This window comes from Sphingomonas degradans (assembly GCF_053502645.1).
The window spans coordinates 811784-834755 of record NZ_CP177172.1 but is presented as its reverse complement, the minus strand read 5'-3'; the positions used below and the strand labels follow the sequence as shown (position 1 = coordinate 834755).

The 22972-nt window shown below is 65.7% G+C and carries 25 protein-coding genes, 1 tRNA gene and 1 pseudogene; 11 read left to right on the top strand and 16 right to left on the bottom strand.

What is annotated here, in order from left to right:
- Positions 1 to 4: 4 nt before the first annotated feature.
- The 7 genes and pseudogenes from ACG3SL_RS03930 to ACG3SL_RS03900 all read right to left on the bottom strand — a co-directional run bounded on the left by ACG3SL_RS03930 (position 5) and on the right by ACG3SL_RS03900 (position 4254).
- Positions 5 to 968, bottom strand: a protein-coding gene (locus ACG3SL_RS03930; RefSeq protein WP_448661465.1) for an IS630 family transposase whose coding sequence is annotated in 2 segments (ribosomal slippage) — positions 5 to 616 and positions 618 to 968 — 963 coding nt in all. Because the reading frame shifts where the segments join, the coding sequence is not laid out codon by codon here.
- An 86-nt stretch (positions 969 to 1054) separates the two neighbouring features.
- Complete coding sequence (locus ACG3SL_RS03925; protein ID WP_448663828.1) at positions 1055 to 1243, bottom strand: DUF6771 family protein; 189 nt, start codon at positions 1241 to 1243, stop codon at positions 1055 to 1057.
- A gap of 149 nt (positions 1244 to 1392) precedes the next feature.
- The gene (locus ACG3SL_RS03920) at positions 1393 to 2214 is read right to left on the bottom strand and encodes an inositol monophosphatase family protein (RefSeq protein WP_448663827.1); all 822 of its coding nucleotides are present in this window, start codon (positions 2212 to 2214) and stop codon (positions 1393 to 1395) included.
- A gap of 139 nt (positions 2215 to 2353) precedes the next feature.
- Positions 2354 to 2767 carry an NUDIX domain-containing protein gene (locus ACG3SL_RS03915; RefSeq protein WP_448663826.1) on the bottom strand — a complete coding sequence of 138 codons (414 nt, stop codon included), beginning with the start codon at positions 2765 to 2767 and terminating at the stop codon, positions 2354 to 2356.
- A 70-nt stretch (positions 2768 to 2837) separates the two neighbouring features.
- Entirely contained in the window at positions 2838 to 3464 is a 627-nt protein-coding gene (locus tag ACG3SL_RS03910; RefSeq protein WP_448665062.1) for a tyrosine-type recombinase/integrase, read from the bottom strand.
- Positions 3465 to 3476: 12 nt separating this feature from the next.
- Positions 3477 to 4010, bottom strand: a pseudogene (locus tag ACG3SL_RS03905) (tyrosine-type recombinase/integrase); the annotation flags it as partial.
- 154 nt (positions 4011 to 4164) lie between these two features.
- Positions 4165 to 4254: transfer RNA gene (locus tag ACG3SL_RS03900), tRNA-Ser, on the bottom strand.
- A gap of 133 nt (positions 4255 to 4387) precedes the next feature.
- On the opposite strand from ACG3SL_RS03900, the gene hspQ reads away from it, so the two are divergent.
- Positions 4388 to 4765, top strand: a complete 378-nt coding sequence (hspQ, locus tag ACG3SL_RS03895) for a heat shock protein HspQ (RefSeq protein WP_448663825.1) — start codon at positions 4388 to 4390, stop codon at positions 4763 to 4765.
- A gap of 50 nt (positions 4766 to 4815) precedes the next feature.
- Here hspQ and ACG3SL_RS03890 read toward each other — a convergent pair whose 3' ends face one another.
- Together ACG3SL_RS03890 and ACG3SL_RS03885 are read right to left on the bottom strand one after the other, a co-directional pair.
- Entirely contained in the window at positions 4816 to 7350 is a 2535-nt protein-coding gene (locus ACG3SL_RS03890) for a TonB-dependent receptor plug domain-containing protein (RefSeq protein ID WP_448663824.1), read from the bottom strand.
- Positions 7351 to 7380: 30 nt separating this feature from the next.
- Positions 7381 to 8010: a GNAT family N-acetyltransferase gene (locus tag ACG3SL_RS03885; protein WP_448663823.1), complete on the bottom strand. Its 630-nt coding sequence runs from the start codon at positions 8008 to 8010 to the stop codon at positions 7381 to 7383.
- Between the two features lie 395 nt (positions 8011 to 8405).
- On the opposite strand from ACG3SL_RS03885, the gene rplU reads away from it, so the two are divergent.
- The 4 genes from rplU to ACG3SL_RS03865 all read left to right on the top strand — a co-directional run bounded on the left by rplU (position 8406) and on the right by ACG3SL_RS03865 (position 11151).
- Complete coding sequence (rplU, locus tag ACG3SL_RS03880) at positions 8406 to 8711, top strand: 50S ribosomal protein L21 (RefSeq protein WP_448663822.1); 306 nt, start codon at positions 8406 to 8408, stop codon at positions 8709 to 8711.
- Positions 8712 to 8734: 23 nt separating this feature from the next.
- On the top strand, positions 8735 to 9004 hold the full coding sequence (rpmA, locus tag ACG3SL_RS03875; protein ID WP_448663821.1) for a 50S ribosomal protein L27: 270 nt from the start codon (positions 8735 to 8737) through the stop codon (positions 9002 to 9004).
- Positions 9005 to 9178: 174 nt separating this feature from the next.
- Complete coding sequence (locus ACG3SL_RS03870) at positions 9179 to 9736, top strand: GNAT family N-acetyltransferase (protein ID WP_448663820.1); 558 nt, start codon at positions 9179 to 9181, stop codon at positions 9734 to 9736.
- Positions 9737 to 10557: 821 nt separating this feature from the next.
- Positions 10558 to 11151: a TetR/AcrR family transcriptional regulator gene (locus tag ACG3SL_RS03865; RefSeq protein WP_448663819.1), complete on the top strand. Its 594-nt coding sequence runs from the start codon at positions 10558 to 10560 to the stop codon at positions 11149 to 11151.
- Between the two features lie 35 nt (positions 11152 to 11186).
- Here the strand turns inward: ACG3SL_RS03865 and ACG3SL_RS03860 are convergent, their stop codons facing one another.
- The 4 genes from ACG3SL_RS03860 to ACG3SL_RS03845 form a co-directional block, all read right to left on the bottom strand.
- Positions 11187 to 13148, bottom strand: coding sequence for an ATP-binding protein (locus ACG3SL_RS03860; protein ID WP_448663818.1), 1962 nt, complete (start codon positions 13146 to 13148; stop codon positions 11187 to 11189).
- Positions 13149 to 13204: 56 nt separating this feature from the next.
- A complete protein-coding gene (gene spt, locus ACG3SL_RS03855) occupies positions 13205 to 14395 on the bottom strand; it encodes a serine palmitoyltransferase (protein WP_448665061.1) in 1191 nt (396 codons plus the stop codon).
- A 76-nt stretch (positions 14396 to 14471) separates the two neighbouring features.
- Positions 14472 to 14714 carry an acyl carrier protein gene (locus ACG3SL_RS03850; protein ID WP_448663817.1) on the bottom strand — a complete coding sequence of 81 codons (243 nt, stop codon included), beginning with the start codon at positions 14712 to 14714 and terminating at the stop codon, positions 14472 to 14474.
- A 179-nt stretch (positions 14715 to 14893) separates the two neighbouring features.
- Complete coding sequence (locus tag ACG3SL_RS03845) at positions 14894 to 15571, bottom strand: hypothetical protein (RefSeq protein ID WP_448663816.1); 678 nt, start codon at positions 15569 to 15571, stop codon at positions 14894 to 14896.
- Between the two features lie 206 nt (positions 15572 to 15777).
- Between ACG3SL_RS03845 and ACG3SL_RS03840 the strand changes: the two genes are divergently transcribed.
- On the top strand, positions 15778 to 17538 hold the full coding sequence (locus ACG3SL_RS03840) for a methyl-accepting chemotaxis protein (protein ID WP_448663815.1): 1761 nt from the start codon (positions 15778 to 15780) through the stop codon (positions 17536 to 17538).
- A 20-nt stretch (positions 17539 to 17558) separates the two neighbouring features.
- Here the strand turns inward: ACG3SL_RS03840 and ACG3SL_RS03835 are convergent, their stop codons facing one another.
- Both ACG3SL_RS03835 and leuA read right to left on the bottom strand, forming a co-directional pair.
- The gene (locus tag ACG3SL_RS03835; RefSeq protein WP_448663814.1) at positions 17559 to 18041 is read right to left on the bottom strand and encodes a hypothetical protein; all 483 of its coding nucleotides are present in this window, start codon (positions 18039 to 18041) and stop codon (positions 17559 to 17561) included.
- Positions 18042 to 18171: 130 nt separating this feature from the next.
- Complete coding sequence (leuA, locus tag ACG3SL_RS03830; protein ID WP_448663813.1) at positions 18172 to 19833, bottom strand: 2-isopropylmalate synthase; 1662 nt, start codon at positions 19831 to 19833, stop codon at positions 18172 to 18174.
- 235 nt (positions 19834 to 20068) lie between these two features.
- On the opposite strand from leuA, the gene ACG3SL_RS03825 reads away from it, so the two are divergent.
- On the top strand, positions 20069 to 20491 hold the full coding sequence (locus ACG3SL_RS03825; protein ID WP_448663812.1) for a BLUF domain-containing protein: 423 nt from the start codon (positions 20069 to 20071) through the stop codon (positions 20489 to 20491).
- Positions 20492 to 20500: 9 nt separating this feature from the next.
- On the opposite strand, the gene ACG3SL_RS03820 is transcribed toward ACG3SL_RS03825, so the two are convergent.
- Positions 20501 to 20719: a hypothetical protein gene (locus ACG3SL_RS03820; RefSeq protein ID WP_448663811.1), complete on the bottom strand. Its 219-nt coding sequence runs from the start codon at positions 20717 to 20719 to the stop codon at positions 20501 to 20503.
- Positions 20720 to 20753: 34 nt separating this feature from the next.
- Between ACG3SL_RS03820 and ACG3SL_RS03815 the strand changes: the two genes are divergently transcribed.
- The 4 genes from ACG3SL_RS03815 (at position 20754) to ACG3SL_RS03800 (ending at position 22971) form a co-directional block, all read left to right on the top strand.
- On the top strand, positions 20754 to 20987 hold the full coding sequence (locus ACG3SL_RS03815) for an HVA1 family protein (protein ID WP_448663810.1): 234 nt from the start codon (positions 20754 to 20756) through the stop codon (positions 20985 to 20987).
- Between the two features lie 32 nt (positions 20988 to 21019).
- Entirely contained in the window at positions 21020 to 21277 is a 258-nt protein-coding gene (locus tag ACG3SL_RS03810; protein ID WP_448663809.1) for an SWIB/MDM2 domain-containing protein, read from the top strand.
- Between the two features lie 331 nt (positions 21278 to 21608).
- Entirely contained in the window at positions 21609 to 21788 is a 180-nt protein-coding gene (locus ACG3SL_RS03805; RefSeq protein ID WP_448663808.1) for a hypothetical protein, read from the top strand.
- Between the two features lie 13 nt (positions 21789 to 21801).
- On the top strand, positions 21802 to 22971 hold the full coding sequence (locus tag ACG3SL_RS03800; RefSeq protein WP_448663807.1) for an NAD(P)/FAD-dependent oxidoreductase: 1170 nt from the start codon (positions 21802 to 21804) through the stop codon (positions 22969 to 22971).
- Position 22972: the final 1 nt, after the last annotated feature.

Genomic DNA, 22972 nt, shown 5'->3' with positions numbered 1-22972 from the left:
AATTTCACATTGACCGTTGATATCCAGCGGCCTGGAAGAAGTTGGCACATTCGCAGGGCGGGAAGCGATCAAGGAGTTCGCCGATGCGCTCGACAAGAGCATCGACGGTTCGGGCTGGCTGCTGGCGCAGGAGTGCCTTGAGCTTGGCGAAGGCCATCTCGATCGGGTTCATGTCGGGGCTGTAGGGAGGCAGGTAGAAGAGCTGGGCGCGCCGGGCGGTGATCGCCTCGCGGATGCCGGCCACCTTGTGGGCGGGCAGATTGTCGAGCACCACGACATCGCCGCGCCGGAGCGTGGGGGCCAGGACGTCGCGGACATAGACCCGGAAGGCATCGCCATCCATCGGCCCATCGAGCACCCAGGGCGCGGTCATGCCGGTCAGGCGCAGGCCGGCGATGAACGTCATCGTCTTCCAGTGTCCGAACGGCACGCGATCGCGGCAGCGCTCGCCGACCGGCGCCCAGCCATAGAGCCGCGCCATCTTGGTGTTCACCCCTGTCTCGTCGAGGAAGACGAGGCTTTCAGGGTCGATGAACGGCTGGGCTGCCCGCCACAGCTTGCGACGTGCCGCCACGTCCGGCCGCTCCTGCTCGGCTGCGTGCAGGGCTTTTTTTAAACGACAGGCCGAGCCGCCGAACCGCGTTCCACATCGCACCGGTGCTGAGCCCGATCCCATGTTCGGCCAGCAGCCACGCCTGCGCCTGCGCCAGCGTGATCCCAGGCCGCGAGCGGATGTGCGCCGCCAGCACCAGTTCCTGTGCCGGGGAGAGTTTGCGCGGAGGACGGCCGCGGTTCGGGTTGATCCCGGCATCACCGGTCAGCCGCCGTCGAATCCGCGCCTTGTAGATATAGGCAATACTGACCTTGAAGATTACTGCTGCCGCGCGGACCGGCATCCCGCTGTCCACCGCCGCCAGCACCCGATCACGCAAATCCTGCGAGTAACTCTGCCCAGGTCGCCAACCCATCGCCGCCTCCTTCGTGACGGCTGCCTATGAATCACACGATCAGCGAAAAGGGAATCCCCCGTGATTCCACCCGTCGTGAACCCGCTCTAGATGCTCGGGCGAAACTGGTCCACTGGCGCAACGACAACGGGTTGCTCGAGCCGCCGCGCGATCCTGGACGCAAGCTCCTCGGTGGCGCAATCGCGCATCTCAGCAGTCGGCGCCGTGATACCGACACAGACCCAGCCGGGCGCATCTTGAATGGCTTCGACAATCGTCGTTGCTTGCAAGTCCATTTCCGATCTCTTCCATCGGATGCAGGTCGATCTCTTCCGGCCAATGCGCCCGCGAGCGGAACAGCCGCGCAGGGGAATGAGGATCAGCAACGTGCATATTGGATGTCATGCCGGGGCGATCCGGGATCGTCACGTTCTCATCTTCGCACTCAATTCGATACCCATGTAGTCAGCGCGTCCTGGATCTGGATCCACACCGTCTCGCACCTCGCCGCAAGTAGCTCGCCATGACCAGAATTGGGACGATAGGGACTGCCATCGAGACGGGCTACCCGTCCTCCGGCTTCTGTCAGAAAAAGCGCGCCGGGTGCGTGATCCCAAGGCTGCGTGTTTCCAAATAGCGCGAAATCTTCCTCCCCCTGCGCGATGCTCGGATACTCGGCGCCGCAGCACATATATCCTGGCAAAGCCTCGCCGATCGCTGACAAGCGAGCGTTGACGGTCTGCGCCATGGCGGAAGACATGAAATTCGTGAATACCGCCCCGCGCAGTCCAGACGCGGCAGGTGAGCCGTGCTGCGTTGTTATCCGGGTTCCAGCGAGCCAGGCTCCGCTTCCGCGTTCGGCAGTCGCCAACGAACCGCTTACCGGGTCAAATATCCAACCGGCGAGCGTTTCGCCCTCGGAGACTAGGGCCAACATTAGTGCAAACGGCGATCGCCCTGCTGCAAAGTTGGCCGTTCCGTCGATGGGGTCGATTAGCCAGAGGGTGCCGTCGTCCAGATCGTTGAGGAGGGCCGGGTTCTGAAATGCGGCCTCTTCGCCGACGACGCGGCTAGTCGGCATCAACCGGATAAGGGCAGTAGCGATCATTTCCTCGGCTTCTCGATCTGCAATCGTCACGATATCGCCGGATGACTTCTCCTCGACATCGTTCCTTGCCAAAGACCGGAAGCGCGGCATCACCTTCAAGAACGCAACCTCTTGAAGCAGGTCGGATACTCTCTCGACGATATTTGGAAATGTGATCATCGAGGGGACGGTCTCGGGCCAACTCGCTTGTCCAGCAAGCGCTAAATCAACTTGTGACTGCTGCGTTGATCGCAGCTGTGCCGCTGCACGGCCGCAATCCCTTTCGCCAAGGCGATGCCGCTGGTGTTGGGAAACGGCTCTAGCTGCCAGGCGCTTTGCAGAAACGCCTGCCCAGCTGCGAGAAAATAGTCCGATACTGCGGCGACGCGCGATTGGGGAGCAGAGCTGCCGACTCAAACGGGAACCAGCGAATCTCCGAATGTTCGTCGTCCCGGACGGTCGGCTCGCCAAGCCACGAGGATACCGCATAGATGTGCACCACGGACGGGGTCTCGGACTGGGCCAGCACCAATGTGTCGAGATAGTCACCGGCGGCGCACTCGATACCAAGCTCTTCCATCAGTTCGCGACAAAGCGCCGGCCATGGCGATTCCCCGTCTTCGATATGGCCGCCGATGATGTCCCAGGTGCCTGCGAAGGATTTATGAGCTGCTCTCAATCCGAGCAGTACTCTCTCTCCACTGACGAGTATCGCGCCTACCGTTTCGGCCACCGTCCATCCAATACTGCGTTCAACGCCATTTCCCTGCCTAGCGTGTCGCGACGGCAGATCCTTCGCCGCTTTATTCAGTGCTCTCCTGCTCGAGAGTCGCATTCTTACAGAATTGCCCCCAATCGCGCATGAGATGTCGGCGCTTGTCGAGGAAATCGGTGCGTCGGTAGGCCGCCTCAACCTTGTTCGATACCGTGTGAGCGAGCGCAGCTTCGGCGATCTCTCCTGAATAATCCGTCTGCTCCGCTACCCAATCCCGGAAGGCAGAGCGAAAGCCGTGCACCGTCACGGTTAGCTCCGCGTCCCGAAGAATCTTGAGCAGGGTCATGTCAGAGAGCGGCTTCTTCACGTTCTGGCCAGGAAAAACCAAGTCGCCGACACCCGCCTTGTATTTCTTCGCGCGTTCAAACGCCGCGACCGCTTCCGGCGACAGCGGCACAATGTGAGGCCGCCCCATCTTCATGCGCGCGGCGGGAACCGTCCATAAGCCTGCCCCCAAATCCAGCTCCGACCAAAGCGCGCCGCGAATTTCACCCGACCGCGCAGCCGTGAGGATGAGCGCTTCCAACGCGAGGCGCCCGACCGACTCACGTTCGCGAAGCTTCTCCACGAATTCCGGCACGTCCGCATAGGGCATGGCGGCGAAATGGCCGTCCTTCTTGGGCTGCCGCGGCAACCCCTTGGACAGCGACCGCATCGGCGCTTCGGTGGCGCGAAAACCCTTCGCACAAGCCCAATCGAGAACCGTGCCGATACGCTGCCGTACCCGCCGCGCCGTCTCCGGCTTGGAAAGCCAGATTGGGATCAGAACCTCCCGGATCGCGGGGCCCTAGATCTTGTCCACCGGGAGGTCCCCGATCTTGGGGAAGGCGTAGGTTGTCAGGGTCGCAAGCCACTGGTTCTGGTGCTTGCCGTTCTTCCAGGCCTTTTCGTGCTCTTCGTGCACGAGTTTGGCCGCATCACGGAAGGTCGGAACAGTCTGCCGTTCCTGCTTTCGTTCCGCGACCGGGTCAATTCCCTGCGCGATCTTCTTGCGCATGACGAAGGCTGAATCGCGTGCATCCGCCAACGAGACGTTCTTCAGCGAACCCAGGCCGATCTCCCTTCGCCGCCCATTTGACTGAACCCGGAGAACCCACCTGCCGGCCGCCTTGCCGGTGACATCGAGAAAAAGGCCATCGCCGTCGGCATACCGCCCCGGCTCAGACAATGAGCGTACCTTAAGCGCGGTGAGCTTTCCCATAACCCTCGCTCCCAAAACACCCCCCATTTTACCCACCACATTGTGGTGGGAAGTGGTAGGATTGAGCGAAATCCGGTGAGACAAAGAACGCCGGATTTCGTGAGGTTTTATAGCACTTTAGGAGGGTTTTGGCGAGCCCACAAAGGGGCATAAATGGCGGAGAGGGAGGGATTCGAACCCTCGGAACCCTTGCGGGCTCAACGGTTTTCGAGACCGCCCCGATCGACCACTCCGGCACCTCTCCGCATTGAGGTCAGCATGATGTTCCGCGGGGCGGAACGGCCATGCCGGTCGACTGAGCGCGGGCCTCTAGCGCAGTGTTTCGCGGTGCGCAAGCGCCTCCTTGTGCCCTGCGGCAAAGACACTAAATTAGTGCCATGCCCCGTTTGGTTTCAGAATTCCCCTATGACGCGGCGGTGCCGCTTCCCCCCGTGTCCCATGCTCGATTCGCGATCGGCGAGGTCGTGCGGCACCGTTTGTTCGATTTTCGCGGCGTGATTTTCGATGTCGACCCGGTCTTCGCCAACAGCGAGGAATGGTACGAATCGATTCCCGAGGACGTGCGCCCGCGCAAGGACCAGCCTTTCTACCACATCCTCGCGGAAAACGCCGATTCGAGCTACACGGCCTATGTCAGCCAGCAGAATCTGGTGGTGGACGAAACCGACGAGCCGGTGGACCATCCCGCGATCGGCGGGCTGTTCGAGCATTATGCCGGCGGCCGCTACCAGCTGAAGCGCCAGCACCGGCACTGATCCCGGCCAACCGGCCCCTTCCCCACCGGGGAAAGAGGCCGGCACACCCATCAGAACTTCAGCGTGACTCGCCCGTAATAATATCCCCCGTTGATGCCATAGGGGCTGAACGTCAGCGGCGCGTCGATCACATTTCCGTCGTTGACCAGCGAGAAGTCGGTCGCGCCCGGCACCAGCGCCACGGTCGGCGGGCGCTTGTCGAACAGGTTGTTCGCCCCCGCCGACAGCCGCAGCGCGCTGGTCAAGTCATAGCCCAGTTCGATGTCGACGATGAACGCCGTCGGGATTTCCTGCTTGTAATAGGTGCCCCCGTCCGGCGTCGTGTAGTTGGACGTCTTGCCATACAGCGTGCCGCGCAGCGTCGCGGAGACACTGTCGAGCGACCAGCTCGCGCTCCCGATCACCTTGAACTTGGGCGACGCGGTCTCGAGGTTGCTGATCGTCTCCAGGTCGAACAGCGCGATCGGGCCCGATGCCCCGGCGGGCGTCAGCGCTGTCGGCGCGGGCTTCACCTTGGTCACCTTGGTCTCGTTGTAATTGCCCGAGAGCGTCCAGCTGACATGGCCGAGCGCGCCCAGGTCGGTGGGATAGCTGGCGGTCACTTCGACGCCGCGGGTCCGGGTATTGGCGCCGTTGGTGAAGATGTTGATGCCCGTCTGCGACACCGTCGGGTCCAGCACATTGCCGTTGGCGACGATCGCCGTGGTCACGATCGGGAAGTTGAACGCGCCCCCGCTGCCATAGATCGACCCGGTGCCCAGGATGCGGTTGCGGATCTTCACCTGATAGGCATCCGCCGTGATCGTCAGCCGCGATACCGGCGCAAACACCACGCCCGCCGAGAAGTTGGTCGATTTCTCCGGCTCCAGATTCTGGAACCCGATCAGCTTCGCCGCCGCCGAATTGGCGGGCAACTGGACGAAGGCCGAGCTGGGCGAGACGTTGGTCGCCGAATAATAGCTCTCGGCCAGCGTCGGCGCGCGGAACCCGCTCGACACGGTGCCACGCAGCGCAAAGCCTTCGGAGAAATCGTACCGGCCCGTGCCCTTGAAGATCCACTGGCTGCCGAAGTCCGAATAATGCTCGTATCGCACTGCGCCATCCAGCTTCAGCCCGTCGATCGGGCTTGCCGCGATGTCGAGGTACAGCGCCTCGTTCTCGCGGCTGTGGCTCCCCGCGTCGGAGGGGCGGAAGCCGGGATAGGACTGGCCGCCCTCCTTGTAGATCGACGCCGGGTCGCCCGACCCGATCGCATAGGTATTCCGGCGATATTCCGCCCCGAACGCCACCGTCACCGGCTCCGCAAACCCGGCCTCCAGCGCATAGGTGAAGTCGGCATTGGCCGTCAGCTCGGTCGCCTTGAACGATCCGTCGTAGAAGCTGGTCGGGGTGAAATGCGTGTCGATGAACAGCGATCGGTTGGCGCTGCCCAGCGTATAGACCAGGTTCTTGTCCTGCCCATAGGTGGTGCTCAGGTCATAGGTGAACCCGCCCAGCTCGCCGCGCACGCCATAGGACACCGCCCAGTCGTCCTCGCGAATCCCCTCGCGCGGGGAAAATCCGTTGGACGGACTGTCGCCATCGGGGTCGAACACGATCGATCCCGGCGCGCCCAGCGTGCCCCCCACGCCCAGCACCGGCGAGGCGATGATGCGATCGGGCACGCGCAGATTCTCGTACGCGCTCGCAATCCGCTTCGAATAGGTCGCATTGGCATAGAGGTGCATGTCGCCAACGTCATAGCCCGCGCTCATCTGGACGTTGGTCAGATGCGACTTGGCATCGCCGTTGATCAGGTTGACGTACGGAAAATTGGCGATGTTGCCGTACAGCGCCTTCTGCGCCGCGCTCAGCGAGCTGCGCAGCACCCCCTTGTCGTCGGTGACGCGCCGGTCCAGCCCGCCAACGGTGGTGAAGTCGTGGTAGCGGTGAAAGATCGTGGCGTTGATGAACCCGTCCTCGCCCAGCTTGGTCCCCAGATGGATCGAGCCCGCATAGGTCTCCCCGCCGACATCGTAATTCTGCCCGGCGGTGAACATCGCCTCCCCGCCCTCCGCAGTGTCCTTCAGGATGATGTTGATGACCCCGGCGATCGCGTCGGACCCGTATTGCGCCGCCGCGCCGTCCTCCAGCACTTCGATGCGGGCGATCGATTGCGGCGAGATCAGGTCGAGATCGGCGGTCGCCGCGCCCTGGTAAGGCCCGCCAAGCACCGCCAGGTTCGACGTGCCGTGCCGCCGCTTGCCGTTGACCAGCACCAGCGTGTGGTTGGGGCTCAGCCCGCGCAGCCGCGCGGACAATGTCAGATTGGCGGTATCGCCGCCAAAGGCCTGCGCCGTGAACGACGGCACAAGCTGGGTCAGCACCTGGTTCAAATTGGGCTGGCCCACGGTGGAAAGCTGGTCGGCACTCAGAACCTTGATCGGCGTGGCACTCTCCGCGACGGTGATGCCAGTTACGCGTGTACCCGTCACAATGATGTCGGACTGGCCGGACTCCGCCGGCGTGTCGGTTTGTGCATGGGCGCTGGCCGCTGCGAGACAGGCGACCGTTAGCGCGAAAGCAGATACAGTGTTCCGTGTCATGGTGAGCTTCCCCCGGTTGGTGAGGCGCTCTCAGGTGTCCCCTTCTTGCTCCCCCATTGCTGCCATGCCCTCTCGGCCGGGAGCCGATCGGAGGGCTTTGCTCATCCGCACGAACGACAGCGTCTCCGCCCCCGCCCGGCAGTGAAGGTCTTCGTGCGTGGCGAACCCCGCACGGCGATAGAATGCGAGTCCCGGCAGCGTCGCCATCAGCTCCAGCCGGGCGAATCCGGCGGCCAGCGCGGCCGATTCGCATTGCGCCAGCAGCATCGCGGCCAGCCCGTGGCGCGCATGGTCGGGATCGACGAAAAACGCCCGGATGCGCGCCGGGTCCTGTGCCGGGTCGATCGGGGAATCGTCGCGCGCGGCAAAGCGGTCGCCGCCGAACAGCGTGCGCCGCATGCTCCACCCGCCACAGGCCACGGCCATGCCCGCGCGCTCGATCAGGTAATAGGTGCCGTCCGCCACCAGCTCCGAATCGACGCCGAAGATATGCGCGACCGCCGCCTCGATCTGCGCATCGTCATAATGGCCGCGACTCAGCGCGCGGGCAGAGCGCGCGATCAACGCTTCCAGCATCGGCACATCGTCTGCGCGCGCGATCCGCAGCGTCGGCGCGTCCGGCCTGCCCGCCGAATCGGGCAGTGCCAGTATTTGCGCCATTGCCCTTCGCTCGTTCAACAGATGCGCCCTATCCTTGCGCCCTCCACGCGAATGGAGAAGCGGTTGCAATGCCGCTCGCGACCCTGCGGGCGCGCGCGGTGACGATCATACAGAGATGCCGGGCCTTTGACCTCGGCGGGTCTTTTGCGACGCACGAAACTGGCCATGAATGCTGCTGCGTTGCAACAATTTCTTCACGCACTTCTGTCATACGAAAGGATAGCCGGGCTGTTTGTCGCCCACTATTGCATTCGCGCAACGGTGCCGGGCGGGGAAAAGGCGGATAAACGAGTCCGCAACGCTTGACAGCGCGCCCCTGTTATCATAGCTGCGCCCTTCCTTCCTGCATGGACAAGGTCTGTGCGGGCACAAGCTTTTTGGGTTGAGACAGAGCCATGTTCGCTATCGTGCGCACGGGCGGCAAGCAGTATCGCGTTGCCGCAGGAGACAAGATCGTCGTCGAGAAGCTCGACGGCGAGGCCGGTTCGTCGGTCACGCTGGGCGACGTTCTGCTCGCCGGCGAAGGCAGCGAGCTGAAGCCGACCGACGGGCTGACCGTCTCGGCCGAGATCATTGCGCAGGCGAAGGGCGAGAAGGTCATCGTCTTCAAGAAGCGCCGCCGCCACAACTACCGCCGCAAGAACGGCCATCGTCAGAATCACACGATTCTGAAGATCACCGCCATTGGCGGCGAAGCGTAAGCGAGCCACGAGGAGTATAGACCATGGCACATAAGAAAGCAGGCGGCTCTTCGCGCAACGGTCGCGATTCGGCAGGTCGTCGTCTCGGCGTCAAGAAGTTCGGCAGCGAAGCCGTGATCGCGGGCAACATCATCGTGCGCCAGCGCGGCACCAAGATTTATCCGGGCGTGAACGTGGGCATGGGCAAGGACCATACCCTTTTCGCGCTCGTCGACGGCCGCGTATCGTTCAAGGAAGGCCGTCTCGGCCGTAAATTCTGCTCGGTAGACGCGATTGCGGAAGCAGCCGAGTAACAGCGGGTAACCAGCCGGGTTGCCCACCAGGGCGACCCGGTCTGTATCGACAGACCGCAAAAAGGGAGACGGGTCGCCCCGGCTCCCTTTTTTCATTTCTCCCCCGCAATCGCGATGCAACAACCTCGTCACACTATCGTGGCTTGGGGGCTCGCAGGACCGAGGAGAGTGGTCATGTTCGTGCGTACGCCTAGACTGACATTGCGGCCCGGCTGGCCCGAGGACGCCCCTGCGCTGGCCCATGCGATCGGACACGAGTCCGTGGTGCGCAACCTGGCCATGCCGCCCTGGCCCTATCCGATCGAAGCGGCGGAGGCATTCCTGGCGAACACGCCGGAGCCCACCGAGCCCCGCTTCCTCGTCTTCGAACATCAGGCGGGCACCATCCGCCTGATCGGCAGCATGTCGATCGGCCCGTACAAGGACGCGCCGCACGAATTCGGCTATTGGTTCACCCCCGATGCCTGGGGTCGCGGCTATGCGACCGAGGCCGGGCGCGCGGTGCTCCAGGCGGCGCGGGCCCGCGGCATCCGCCGGGTGTCGGCAGGCCATTTCATCGACAACCCCGCCTCGGGCCGCGTCCTGCGCAAGCTGGGCTTCCGTCCCACGGGCCGCATCGACACGATGTACTCGCGCGGACGCGGCTGCGACGTCGCCACCGTCCAGTTCGAACGCGACCTGGCGTGCGACGAATGCGACATGAGCGACCCGGACAATCGCCTCGCGGCGTAAACGCGGCGCCGCCCTCACCCTTCCCACCGCCTACGGCGGCGGGCCCCTTCCCTCTCCCGCATGCGGGAGAGGGAGGGAGCCGCGAAGCGCCGGAAGGGTGAGGGCCCGCGCCACACGCCCCCGCCCTCGAAACCCCCAAACCCCGCACCCCCAAACCCCTCTCCCGCATGCGGGAGAGGGAGGGAGCCGCAAAGCGGCGGAAGGGTGAGGGCCCGCGCCACACGCCCCACGCCCTCGAAACGCCAAACCACGCCACCCCCCACCCCTCTCCCGCATGCGGGAGAGGGAGGGAGCCGCAAAGCGGCGGAAGGGTGAGGGCCCGCGCCACACGCCCCCGCCCTCGAAACCCCCAAACCACGCCCCCCCCCAACCCCTCTCCCGCCTGCGGGAGAGGGAGGGAGCCGCAAAGCGGCGGAAGGGTGAGGGCCAGGACGCACAACCCCCGCTGTCCTACACGCCCTTCCCGCGCTATCCTCCCCCCTGCTCTTTGAAACCGTGAAACCCGAACCGGTGACACCACACCGAACGCCGATCCGCACACCCCCGGACCGGCGGAAATCCGCGCGCCCGCCCGCACCTGCACACCGGCCGCGCAAACTTCCGCCTCCACACCATCAACCTTCCCACCCCGCGACTCGGCGCAATCCCGCGCGCAAACCCGGCGGGCAACACCCTGCCCCCCGCCACATACGCAACCTTACGCGGCCCGATCGTCGCGTTCGTCCACATCTCTTCGCGCCGCCGCCACTACAGGCTTTGCCATTCGCCGGAAAAATCCTCTAAGCCGCGTCTTTTCAGGGCCAGGAAGCCACGCACCCTTCATGTCGACACCCCCACGCAAACGCCTTTCCCCCGAAGAGTCCCGCGACGCCGCGCTCGAAGCCGCGCGCACGCTGCTGCTCGAATCGGGCCCCCAGGCCGTCACGCTCAAGGCGGTGGCGGCGAAGATCGGACGCACCCACGCCAATCTGCTCCACCATTTCGGCTCGGCGGCGGGACTGCAAAAGGCGCTGGCCGCGGTCATCACCGGGCGCGTCAGCGACAAGATCAGCGCCGCCGTGGTCCGCGCGCGTTCCGACAACCATGATCCGCGCGAAGTCGTGAACCTGACCTTCGACGCCTTCGACACCGAAGGCGCGGGCGCGCTGGCCAGCTGGATGATCCTGACCGGCAATCAGGACGCGCTCGATCCGATCCTCGAGGCGATCCACCGCCTGCTCGATGAGATTGCAGAAGGGCGCGACGACCAGACCGTCCCGCTCCACGAACAGACGCTCCAGCTGGTGCTGATGGCGCTGGGCGACGCGCTGCTCGGCGCCCCGATGGCCCGCGCCCTCGGCCTACCGCGCGACAAGGCCCGCGAAATGGCCACCGAACAGCTCCGCAACTCGGCGGTGGTCATCACGCCGTTATAAATAACCACTAAATATCAATATGTTAGGCTGCCGAATTACTCGGCGGCGGCGCGATTGCCTCGCGCCGCGCCCTGTTCCACCGCCTCGTCGATCGCCCGCGCCAGCGCCGCGATCGTGAACGGCTTGCGCAGCACCGGGCGCCCGCAGAACATGTCGGCATCCGATTCGCCCGCATAGCCGGTGACGAACAGCACCGCGACGCCCGCGATCCGCTCGCCCAGCGCGGCGATCATCTCCGGCCCGGTCTGGCCGGGCATCAGCACGTCGGACAGGATCAGGTCGAGCGCGCCGAGCGACTCGACCAGCCCCACCGCCTCCGCCGGATCGGCGCAGGGCGTGGGCCGGTGCCCCAGCTCCTCCAGCGCGCTGACCGTGGCGGCCAGCACCCGCGAATCGTCCTCCACCACCAGGATGTCGAGCCCGCGCGCCACCGCCGCATCCGCATCCGGGCCGTCCACGGGCGCAGCCACCGGCTCGCCATGGTGACGCGGCAGGTACAGCGTGACCTGGGCCCCCTCCCCCGGCGCGGTGACGATGCCGATGTCCCCGCCCGATTGGCGAACAAAGCCAAAGATCTGGCTGAGTCCCAGCCCCGTTCCCTTGCCCACCGGCTTGGTCGTGAAGAACGGCTCGAACACGCGCTCCAGCACCTCGGGCGTCATCCCGCAGCCGCTGTCCGCCACGGTGATCCCCAGATACTCGCCGCCCGCGCACGCACCGACCTCGCCCGCGCGCAACACCGCCTGCCGCGTGGTGATCGCCAGCGTGCCGCGCCCCTCCATCGCGTCGCGGGCGTTGACCGCGAGGTTGAGCAGGGCGTTCTCAAGCTGGTGGCGATCCACCCAGATGCGCCAGCCCGCGCCGTCGTCGCTGGTGTGGACCTGGATCGTGTCGCCCAGCGTGCGGTCGAGCAGGTCCGACATGCCGGCGATCAGCACCCCCGCATCGACTGCCTCGGGCAGCAGCGGCTCGGATCGCGCAAAGGCGAGCAGCCGCCGAGTCAGCGCGGCGGCGCGAGTCGCCCCCTCCATGGCGCTGTCGATATGCCGCTGGGCGCCGGGCTTGCCGGTCCGCAGCGTGCGGCCCGCCAGTTCCAGCCCACCCACGACGACCGCGAGCATATTGTTGAAATCATGCGCGATCCCGCCCGTGAGCTGCCCCACCGCCTCCATCTTCTGCACCTGGCGCAGCTGGGCCTCGGCCGCTTCGCGCTCGCGGGCCTCGGCCAATAGCTGCGCGGTCGCAGAGGCGACGGCATCCTGGAGTTCCGCCGCCCGCTCGCGCTCGGCATTGGCCTCGGCGTCGGCGACCGCGCGCTCGCGCTCGGCCTGCACCGCCATCCAGCCGAGCAGCACCGCCGCCAGCACAATCACGATGCCGAACCCGCTAAGCACCCGCGTCGCATAGCTGGAACTCACGATCAGTTCGGACGCGGCGGCGGTCCGCGTCCTGAGCAGGCCACGCTCGGAATCGACGATCTGCTGCACCAGCGTCTCGACATCGCGCCGGGCATCGCTCTGCCGCACCTGGTAGTAACTGCCCCACGCATCGCGGTGCCGCTTGAACGACGAATACAGCGCCGTGTCGCCCAGTTCCTTGCCCCGGGCCTCGAATGCCTGCTTCAGCCGGGCCAGCCGCGCCTGTTGCGCCGCGTTGTCGGTGGTCAATTGGCGCAGGCGGTTGAGCTGCTCCCCCGCGCGGGCCCAATAGTCCGAATATTGCTGGCCCAGCGTCTTGTCGGCGCTGACCACATAGCGGCCCAACGCCGCTTCCGCCGAAGAGATCGCCGCCGAAAGCTGGTTGGCGCGGATGATCACTTCGAACGTGTGCTGCTGGCGCGCGATGGCGCTGTCGCGCTCGTTGTCGGCGCGCTGCTGCACCACGATCAGCGAGACCAGCACGCCGATACCCAGCACGGCCAGCGCGCCCAACAACCAGATGCGCCAGTTCGCCAGGCGAACCGCGCGCTCCACTGCAATGGCAGGTGCCTCGTTCATCCGATGACCAGCCTAGGCGACCCCGCCCGCAGAAGAAACCCGCTGCGGCGTCCGGGTCAGCCGATGGCCCCCACCGCCGCGCCTGCCGCGCGGAACAGGCCCAGCACGCGCTGGATCTGTTCGGGGGTGTGCTCCGCGCACAGCGAGCAGCGCAGCAGGAACGTGCCCGCCGGGGTGGCGGGCGGACGCGCCATGTTGACGTAGAGCCCGCTGTCGAGAAGCGCCTGCCACATCATCACCGCCTGCGCCTGGTCTTCCAGGATCACCGCGATGATCGCGCTGTCCGGGTTTTCGGTGCCGAGGCGGAACCCCATCGCCTTCAGCCCGCCGTGCAGCGTGCGGGCATTGTCCCACAGTTGCGCGCGCTTGGCGGTGGCGGTCATCAGCTTGCGGATCGACGTCGCCGCCGTCGCCACCACCGACGGCGGCAGCGAGGCAGTGAAGATATAGGGGCGGCACGCCAGGCGGATCGCCTCGAACTTCGGATGGTTCGAAACACAGAAGCCGCCGACGGTGCCGACCGATTTCGAGAAGGTGCCGACGATGAAGTCCACGTCGCCCTCGCACCCCTGCGCCTCGTACACGCCGCGCCCGTTGGGGCCGTAGAAGCCCATCGAATGCGCCTCGTCGCTCAGCACCATCGCGCCGTGCTTCTTGGCGACGGCAACCATTTCCTTGAGCGGCGCGACGTCGCCGAGCATCGAATAAACGCCTTCGAGCACCACCAGCTTGCCCGGCTCCTTGGGCAGCCGGCCCAGCCGTTTGTCGAGGTCCTCCACCGAGTTGTGGCGGAAGCGGACGATCTCGGCATTGCCCTGCTGGCACCCGTCATAGATCGACGCATGGCTGTCGGCGTCGAGGATGACGTACTCGCCCTTGCCCGCCAGCGTCGAGATCATGCCCAGATTGGCCATGTATCCGGTCGAGAACACGATCGCGCCCGACACGCCGTAAAAGTCGCGCAGCGCCTGTTCGACGTCCATATGGTCGCGGAACGTGCCGTTGAGCATCCGGCTGCCGTTGGTCCCCGAACCGAACTGGTCCAGCGCGTCCTTGCCCGCCTGGATCACATCGGGGTCGAACGTCATGCCCATATAGTTGTAAGTGCCGAGCAGGATCGTGTCGCGCCCCGCGATCACCGCCTCGGTCGGCGACTTGACCTGCTCCATCACGATCGCGAACGGATCGGTGACGCCGCTGTCGAGCAGCTTCTGCCGCTCGGCGATCAGGCCATCGAACTTCGACATCAGGTCGCGCTCGGGCGCCACGTCGGCGGGGAATTCGGGGAGCGCGTCGGCGGTCTGGAGGCTCTCGCTCACGGCTTCAGCCCTTCAGCTTCTGGACGGCATCTACCAGCTGGCCGACATTCTCGATCTCGGCCTGCATGTTCATCGTGATGATGATGTCGAACTCGTCCTCGATCGCGGCGACGAAGTCCATCACCGTCAGGCTATCCCATTCCAGGTCGCCGGCAAAGGTGGTGGTATCGGTCAACGCGACGCCCTTCTTGTTGAAGGGCTCGATCTGGGCGGTGACGGTTTCAAAGATTTCGGAGCGATCAGTCATGGCCGAGGTCCTTAAAGGCATCCCCCGCCAGTGCCAAGCGAATGCGGCGGAAACGCGCCCACCGCGCGGCGGGCCCGGTGCCAAGCGAAGTAGGAAGCTTGGGGCTCCAGCCGTCGCGGCCCGCGCCGCAACGCCTTAGCATTTTGTATTGTCGCCATATTAAGAGCTATCCGCACCGCTCATCGCGATACGAACAGCAGCGCGACCGCCAGCGCCGCCAGCACGCCTTCCGCAAAGGCGCGCAGCGCGTTGAGGGCGCCGCGCAGCGCGCTTTGCTGCAAATGCCGCGCGAACCAGATCGCCTCGGCCACGAGATACGCAAGCACCGCCCCAATCGCGAGGCCCGGCCCGACGATGCCCACGCCGGGCAGTGCGGTGTGCCCCATCGATATCCCGAGTCCCAGAAACAGCGCGAACGGCGCACAGGCATAGCATTGCGCGTAGAAAGGCCCCTTCATCCGTTCGCGCGTGACCGTGATGCGCCGCGCCCGCAGCAACCGGACCGCCATCACTAGCGGAAACAGCGAAAACACCACGAGCCGAAGCGCAAGCAGCGTCGTATCGTCGGTAATGAAGCTGGCGAGCCCCGTATTGCGCGCGACGATCGGGTTCGTGCCACCGCCCAGCGCCTTGTCGATCGCCTGGGTCAGCAGCAGCGACAGGACCAAGAACAAAGGCGGGTTGAGCGTGTCGGTGAATTGCTCGTCGGCGGTGTCGTGCAGTTCCTGATCGGAATAGCGCATCATCTGAAGCGGGTTGGTCATCGTCCGCCACAGCGTGATCGGATAGAAAACCAGCCAGCTCATGACCTCATAGAGCAACTCGCCAAGCGAATTCAGCCACTTCATGAAATCCATGCCGGCCTTCCCTTCTGTCCGCAGGCTCTCCGCGCTGCCGCAGCCTTACCCCTGCCCCGACCACTCCGGCAACCGCGCCACCGAATTCGGTCCGCCCGCGCAACTAAGTGATCTCCCTCGGTCCGGCAGCGGCAACTCGATCCTATAATTTACAAAGTGTGCGCGAGGTACTGCGCCGCGCGAAGGGCGTGAATCAAGGGAACCGGATGTCGATTGGAACTTTCGTGCGCACCAGCGCGCTGGCAATGATGGCGATCCTGATCGTCGGCGGGCTGTTTGCCGCCTCGCGGCTTGACCGGATTCGCATGGGCGGCGAAGTGCAGGTGGCCCAGCAGATGAACGCCGACCTGATAGCCGACATCCTGCCGCCACCCGAATATGTGATCGAACCCTATCTGGAAGCGACGCTGCTGGCCCGCGCGCCCGAAACGGTGGCCGAGCGTGCGCCCCGCATCGCCACGCTCCGCCGGCTGTATGACGAACGCCGCGCGTTCTGGCAGACCGCGAAGGTGAAGCCGGAACTGAAGACCCAGTTGCTCGACCATAGCCAGCCCGCCGCCGAGCGGTTCTGGAAAGAGCTTCAGGGCCCGTTCCTCGATGCCGCGCGTGTTCAGGACCGCGCCGCACTCGACGCATCCTATGCCAAGCTCACCACCGAATACGCCGCGCACCGGGCTGAAATCGACAAGCTGGTGACGATGACGCTCGACGAGCAAAAGGCTGTGGCGGCCGCGGGCAACCGCGAATTCTATCTCGCGATCTGCGCGGTGCTGGTGCTGGGCCTGATCGTGGGTGTCCAGGCGCTGCATTTCTACATCACCATGTATCGCCGCGTGCTCGAGCCGGTCAGCACGCTGTCCATGCTGACCGCGCGCCTCGCCAAGGGCGCCGACGCCGACATCCCTTATCAGGATCGCAGCGACGAAGTCGGCAGCATTGCGATCGGGCTGGAGCATTATCGCGCGGCGGCGGCAAAGCGCGCGGAAACCGATTCGCACAACATCGCCGAACAGCGCCGCATGACCGATCTGTTGGGCGATGGCCTGCTGGCGCTGCGCGAAGGCGACCTGAGCCACACGATCGACGACCCCTTCCCCGTCGAATATGAAGTGCTGCGCAACAACATCAATGCCGCGATCGCCGCGCTGCGCGACAAGGTCCAGCTGGTACGCGACAGCGCGGGCAGCATCGGCATCACCTCGCGCGAGATCGCACAGGGCTCCGAGGATCTGGCCCGCCGCACCGAAGGCAGCGCCGCGACGCTGGCGCAGGCGACCAACGCGCTGGCGGAGATCGACGAGCGATTGACCGACAGCATGAAAGCGGCGGACACCACCGTCACGCGCGCCAGCGAAGCGATCGGATCGGTCCAGGACGGGCGCTCCACGACGTCGCGCGCAGTCCAGGCAATGACCCGCGCCAGCGGCAGCGCCCGCAACATCGACGGCGTTATCGAGGGGCTCGACAAGATCGCCTTTCAGACGCGCGTGCTGGCGATGAACGCCGCCGTCGAGGCGGGGCGCGCGGGCGAATCGGGGCGCGGATTCGCCGTGGTCGCCGACCTGGTTTCCGCCCTGGCGATGCGCGCAGAGGAGCAGGCTAAACATGCCCGCGAAATGCTGACCGAGACGCAGGCGGACATTCTGCAGGCGGCGACCGCCGTCGAGGAAACCGAAAGCGCACTCGATGCCATCGCCGGCGATGTCGAGACAGTCCACGACCTGATCGCCGCGATCGACCGCGACAATCATGCGCAGTCCAAGGCGGTGTCGGAAGTCTCCGCGGCGATGCGGGGGATGGATACGGTCACCCAGCAGAATGCGGCGATGGTCGAGGAGACGTCGGCGGCGCTGCGCAACCTGTCGAGCGAAGTCAGTGCCCTGGCGGCACGCGCCGGCGCTTTCCGGTTCGAGCGCGGGGGCGGTGGTGGACGGGCGCCGACCGAGGTCGGGGCGACGCTGCACTGACGGCGCCGCCCCGCTCCGGCTCAGCCCGCGCGCGGGCGAATGCCGGCGGGCAACTGCCGAACCGGGCAATAGCGATAAGTGGTGATGTTCCCGCCGATCGCCTGGCCAAAAGTGAGGGCATCGTACACCCGGATCTGCTGGCGCTGCTCCCGGCGCGGCGCAGGGCCGGCACCGGCGTCGATGCACGACTGGCTGACGGTGTAGCTATTCCCCTTGCGCGCCAGAATGCGAGCGCGGCATGCATGGGTGTTCGCGGTGCTGATCCCGCGCCCGTCATATTCGCGGATCGCGGCGTTGGCGGGCGAACCGCAGCTCGATCCCTTGGCTACGTAGATGCCGGGCTTCAGCTTGTACACGCCCCCGGGGGCGGTGCCGGGATTGCCGACGGGCTCGGACGCGCGCTGGGGGGCGTGGTGCGGGTTATGCTGAACGCTGGCCCCCGCAGCGCCCGCAACCATCAACGCGGCGCCAACGCCAAAGGCGTGCAAAATCCGAATCTTCATCGCGTATCCCTCCTATTGGAGGGCCGCTCGTAGCGGGGCGCGCATGAACCCGTGACTACCACAAGGTATGATTGCGCGGCGCCGCAATGGGCCGCGGCACCCTCCCCGGCGAAAGGATGCCGCCCCGACCTTATCCTGCGCGGTTCGCGGCGCTGAGCACGGCCCGGACCGACGCCGTGGCGATGTCGGCATCGATGCCCACGCCGAACACGGTGCGCCCGTCATCGGTGCGGCATTCGACATAGGCCGCCGCCTGCGCATCGGCGCCGTTGCCGATCGCATGCTCGCTGTAATCGACGACATCCAGGCTGGGTCCCGTCGATCCGCCCAGCGCGTCGATTACGCCCGAGATCAGGCCGTTGCCGCGCCCGGAAATCGAACGCTCGGCGCCGTCGATCGCGATGCGGCCGACGAACACCCGGTTGCCCGCGCTGCCCGTTTCTTCATAGTCCACCAGCGCGATGCGCGCATCGGTGCCCGGCAGATAGGTGCGATCGAACAGCGCGCCAATATCGGCGGCGTTCAGCTCGCGGCTCGTCTCGTCGGCCAGCGCCTGGACGTGGCGCGAGAAGTCGGCCTGCATCCGCTTGGGCAGCTTCAGCCCGCGATCCTGCTCGAGCACCCAGGCGACGCCGCCCTTGCCCGACTGCGAATTCACGCGGATCACCGCTTCGTAGTCGCGGCCCAGATCCTTGGGATCGATCGGCAGATAGGGCACGTCCCACATCTGGTCGTTGCGCGCGGCCTGCGCGGCAAAGCCCTTCTTGATCGCGTCCTGGTGGCTCCCCGAAAACGCCGTGAACACCAGTTCGCCGGCATAGGGGTGGCGCGGATGGACGGGCAGCTGGTTGCAATATTCGACGGTCTGGATGACCTCGTCGATGTCGGAGAAGTCCAGCCCCGGATCGACCCCTTGCGTGTACATGTTCAGCGCGACGGTCACCAGATCGACGTTCCCAGTACGCTCGCCATTGCCGAACAGGCATCCTTCGACCCGGTCGGCCCCCGCCAGCAGCCCCAGTTCGGTAGCCGCGACGCCGGTGCCGCGATCATTGTGCGTGTGCAGGCTGATGACCACTGCCTCACGATTGCGGATGTTGCGCCCGAACCATTCGATCTGGTCGGCATAGATGTTGGGCGTCGCCGCCTCAACCGTGGCCGGCAGGTTAAGGATGATCGGCTTTTCCGCCGTGGGCTGGAGAATATCCATCACCGCCTCGCAGACCTCGACCGAGAAATCGAGCTCGGCGGTGGAGAAGGTCTCCGGGCTGTATTCGAAACGCCAGTCGGTGTCGGGCTGGGCTGCGGCGCAATCGCGCAGCACCTTGGCGCCTTCGATGGCGATCTGGCGGATCTCGTCGCGGCTCATGCCGAATACGATGCGGCGCCACGCGGGGGAAACCGCGTTATAGAGGTGCACGATCGCCGTCTTCGCACCGCGCAGGCTTTCGAAGCTGGTCTCGATCAGGTCGCGGCGCGACTGCGTGAGCACCTGGATCGTCACGTCTTCGGGGATGCGGTTGTCGCGCACCAGCCCCGAGATGAAGTCGAACTCCGTCGCGCCGGCACTGGGGAAGCCGACTTCGATTTCCTTGACGCCGACCTTGCACAGCAGGTCGAAGAAGCGCTGCTTCTTTTCGCCGTCCATCGGATCGATCAGCGCCTGGTTGCCGTCGCGCATGTCGGTGGACAGCCAGCGCGGCGGCTGGGTGATGGTACGGCTGGGCCATTGCCGGTCGGGCAGGTCGACCTGGGGGAACGCACGGTATTTAACGCTGGGATCGCGCAACATGAATCAGTCTCTCGGGCTGGCCGCGCACGGGTGCGGGCGAAAATAGGTTCGAGTCGAATTGGCCCTTAGAGGCGCGCACAGGCGAACGGCACCCCTAAGGGCGCGTAAGTCGTAGTCCGAGAAGCCGGCGCGTAATCTGCATTTGCGTGATGATAGACATCCGCTACGGAAAGTCCAGCTAGGGAATCGCCCCGGATTGCGGGGTTTAGCCCCGGTTCGGTACTCCCGGCGGGCAATGCTCCAGATAATCTATGTCAGCACGGCCAACCGCACGCTGGGCCCGGTGGATCTCGATCCGATCCTCGAGGTGGCGCGCGCAAGCAACGTCCGCGATGGCATAACCGGGATGCTGTATGCCGATGGTGCGCGGTTTCTGCACGTGCTGGAGGGGCCAGCCTCCCAGACGGCGGCGTCCATGGCGCGCATCCGGCGCGACGTGCGGCACAAGGCGATCGTGCAACTCGTCCGCCGCCCGATCACCGCGCGCGAATTCGGCGATGCGCCAATGGCATCGATCAGCCCCGGCGATGCGGCAGACCGCCTGATCGAACAGGTCGGCGCGATTGTCGCCAACGGGTCGCTGGGCGTACGCGCCACGCTGGAGGGGTTCATCCGCGAGCGGACGCAAACCCGGCACGTCACGAAAATCGTACTCTAAACTCCGCGCTCACTCGGCAGCGTTGTCGATCATCTCGGCATCATCGTTCGTGATGGCATATGCGGGCACATCATTTTCGATTTCGGCCTGCGGGGCCTCTGTCTGGCGCGGCGTCGGGGTCGCGACGATCTCTGCCATCGGGGGCGCATCGGCATAGTTGGCGCCGGTCGTTCCGCCGCCGCCGCACCCGCCGAGCACGATCAGCCCCGCTACCACCACCATCCGCATTGCCACTTCTCCCTCGCGCGGTGGCCCGTGTAGCATGCCCGCGACGCGGCGCGCCAGATCGCCCGCCCGCGGTGCGCCTGGGCACCGAACCCGGCCCCGGAAATCGCACCGGGCGCCCCTTCGTGACAAACTGGTGTCTAGACAGACGCATGATACCACGATCAAAGGGCATCAGGTCCGTGCGTCGGTGCACGGGCCACAGTACATCGTCGAGAGCGGCAATGGCGGGAAGCTATCCCACGAGCCCGCGGCGCTGACGAAGGAATAGCCCGGCAACGGGTACAACAGGAGAAGAACGACATGGCCGAGACCAAAGCACGCGGCGGCATCGCCAAGCCGGTGACCCCGTCGCCGGAACTCGCAAAGATCGTCGGCACCGCCGATCTGCCGCGCAGCGAGATCGTCAGCAAGATGTGGGAGTACATCAAGAAGCACAACCTCCAGAACCCTGAAAACAAACGGGAAATTCTGGCGGACGCCACGCTCGAGCCGATCTTCGGCGCGAAGAAGGTGACGATGTTCGAGATGAACAAGCACATTTCCAAGCACGTCAAGTAAGGCTGGCGCCGGCGATCCGCCGGCCTGTCCGAAGACAGGACAAGGGCGGGCCCGAACAGGGTCCGCCCTTTCTCGTTCCGGGGCTCGCCGGGGCGCCGGAACGACGCCACCGGCGGAGGCGCGGCGCGTCGCCAACGCCAAGACTCGCACCGCCGGTTCGCGCCGCGCGCCGCCCCGCACAGGCCCAAACCCGTCCGAAACCCCGACAAAGCACGCCCGCGACGTGCCCGAGCCGAGTTTTCCACAGCATTTTTTGCACGGTGCGTCGCGTCGCTAGACGGTGGTCACGGCGCCCCCATGATGGCATGGCCCCTCTCTTAAGGAGACGAAGATGAGCGAGCGGTTCGAACGCCACCGCCAGCCCTGGCGCACCGATGAGGTCCAGAAGCTGCACACCCTGGCCAAGAAGGGCATGCCGCTGAAGGCGATCGCCAAGGCGATGACCCGCAGCGAGGAATCGATCAAGGATCGCGCCAAGGCCGACGGGCTTACCATCGCCAAGCTGCGCTGACGGCACCGCCGCGATGACGCAATATGACGTTATCATCCTGGGCGCCGGCGCCGCGGGGCTGATGTGCGCGCTCACCGCCGGGCAGCGCGGGCGCCGCGTGCTGCTGGTCGACCATGCCGATCGCGCGGGGAAGAAGATCCTGATCTCGGGTGGCGGGCGGTGCAATTTCACCAATATCGGCACCGCGCCCGATCGCTATATCTCCGCCAACCCGCATTTCGCGAAGTCGGCGCTGGGCCGCTACACCGCGCGCGATTTCCTCGAACTGGTCGAGCGCCACGGCATCGCGTGGCACGAAAAGACGCTGGGGCAGCTGTTCTGTGACGGATCGGCGGCGCAGATCGTCGAGATGCTGCTGGGCGAATGCGCGATCGGGGGCGTCGAACTCTGGCTGGGCCATCCGGCGAGCATCGACCATGCCGATGGCCGTTACCGCGTGGAAGCGGGCGGCAGGACCGCCGATGCCCCCGTGCTGGTGATCGCGACCGGCGGGCCTTCGATCCCCAAGATGGGCGCGACCGGTTTTGCCTATGAACTCGCCCGGCGCTTTGGGCTGAAAGTGGTCGAGCCGCGCCCGGCGCTGGTCCCCCTCACTCTCGCCGCCGACCAGGCACTGTTCCGTGAACTGTCCGGCGTTTCCACCGACGTGGTCGCCCGCGCAGGCAAGGCGGCGTTCCGCGAGGCCGCCCTGTTCACCCATCGCGGCCTGTCGGGCCCGGCGATCCTCCAGGTATCCAGCTATTGGCGCCACGGCGAGCCGGTGGACATCGACCTGCTGCCCGATGCCCCGCGCGGCTGGCTACCCGCCGCCAAGCGCGCCCGCCCGCGCACGACGCTGCGCAAACTCCTGGCCGAGGCGCTGCCCGACCGGCTGGCCGAGACGCTGGCCGAGCAACTGGCGCTGCCCGGCGAACTGGTGACCGCGACCGACCGCAAACTGGAAGACGCCGAACGCCGCCTCGCCGCCTGGCGTTTCCTGCCGAGCGGCACCGAAGGCTTTGCCAAGGCCGAAGTGACCGTCGGCGGCATCTCCACCGCCGACCTGTCCTCGCAAACCATGGAAGCGCGCAAGGTGCCGGGGCTGTACGCGATCGGCGAGGCCGTGGACGTCACCGGATGGCTGGGCGGATATAATTTCCAATGGGCATGGGCCAGCGGCTGGGCGGCTGGGATGGCGGTTTAGG